This window comes from Lachnoanaerobaculum saburreum DSM 3986, from assembly GCF_000185385.1.
GTDB lineage: Bacteria > Bacillota > Clostridia > Lachnospirales > Lachnospiraceae > Lachnoanaerobaculum > Lachnoanaerobaculum saburreum.
Genome location: NZ_GL622303.1, coordinates 1 through 1,688, shown reverse-complemented (window position 1 = coordinate 1,688; position 1,688 = coordinate 1). Strand labels below are relative to the sequence as shown.

The following is a 1,688-nucleotide window of genomic DNA, read 5'->3' as shown; positions in this document are numbered from 1 at the left end:
CCTTAATCCGTGAAGCTCCTGATTTATGAATCCGGCATTTCCTTATAAATACTGGTGTTTCTCATACTTTTGCAGATATATTTTTTTCACCTATCAGGTGTAGAAAAATCATGATACAATACTCTTGTAAATAATCTGATTTAGGAGCGAAATATCATGAAAAAAAATCGTCGAATGACTCTTGCCAATAACAACATTGTTGTCGAATATACCAACGAGCGTATCATCCCTGCCGGTGGGTTAGCGGTTGTCGGTGCAATTCTTGGAAAGAGTGATTTTACCAAAAGGCTCAACCGCATGGATGTTACAGAAAATCGTTCTCAGCATCAGATTAAGAATGGTGATATCATCCTTACTTACATAGGAATGCTTTGTATGGGAAAACCTTATTTTGAGGCAGTCCATGAAATGGATGACGACAAAGCTTTTTATCAGGCTGCATTGGGAATCACACGAAGTATTCCTTCAGAGGAAACGCTTCGTCAGCGTATGGATGACATTGGCGATAGTCTGCGTGGCCTGATTCTTGATGAAAATATCCGGATGCTCCTTGCTAACAAAATTCAACCCGGTGTCCTTTCCAATGGTTTCGTACCGGTAGATATTGATGTAACACCAATGGATAATTCAAAATCCGGCAAAGAAGGTGTTTCTCGTACCTATAAAGGATATGATGGTTATGCTCCCATGATGGCCTACATTGGCACTGAAGGTTATGCAATCAATTTCGAACTCCGTGAAGGAAAACAGCATTGTCAAAATGGTACCGTAGCATTCCTTCAAGAGACAATCAAACTCTGTAAAAAACTGACTGACAAGCCTCTTCTCATTCGTCTGGATTCGGGAAATGATTCAATTGATAACGTTGCTGTTCTCATTCAGGAAGGCTGTTATTTTATCATTAAACGAAATCTTCGCCGTGAAAGTAAAGAAGAATGGTTTAACATGGCAAAGCAGCATTGCCAAAACGTCACCACTCCAAGGGAAGGAAAAACTATCTATATCGGAAGTGATTGGAAAACTGTCACAAGTAAACAGTTCAAACAGGAATTCACTCTTAGAGCCGGCTATGAAATCACAGAGCGAACCATTAATAAATACGGACAATTTATGTTTCCGACCGATATCGAAGTAGAAACCTGGTGGACTAATCTTGGAGAAACAGACCGGGAAATCATACGCCTTTATCATGCTCATGGAGAATGCGAACAATACCATAGTGAAATTAAGACCGATATGGATATAGAGCGTCTTCCATCCGGTAAATTTGATACCAATGCACTTGTTTTAGAGTTAAGCATCATTGCTTACAACATTTTGCGAATGATTGGTCAGGGAACAATTGGAGGTCGCGCTCCACGCCAAAAACGTGATGTAAAAAGACGTCGGATGCGTACAGTGATCAGCAATTTGATCATGATGGCAAGTCATATCACAACACACGCACGCCAATTAATCATGGGATTGGGAAAAAGTAATATCTGGAGGCATATATTCGCCGATTACTGTGCAAACAATATCCTTGCAACTGCATAAAACGTCATTAGCAACCGAAAGGCTTTATTTGCTGATCCATTTTTTAGAAACAGACTCATTTCATGCTTAAAAAAGCAATATATTATTTCATTAAATTAACAAAATCAGTCGTCTTCAACATAGGTCAGAGTCTATAACAGATCTGGCATTTG

General features: G+C 39.4%; 1 protein-coding gene. It reads left to right on the top strand.

What is annotated here, in order from left to right; translation table 11 throughout:
* The first annotated feature begins 156 nt into the window (after positions 1-156).
* Positions 157-1,536: an IS1380 family transposase gene (locus HMPREF0381_RS14040; protein WP_008752676.1), complete on the top strand. Its 1,380-nt coding sequence runs from the start codon at positions 157-159 to the stop codon at positions 1,534-1,536.
* Positions 1,537-1,688 lie beyond the last annotated feature (152 nt).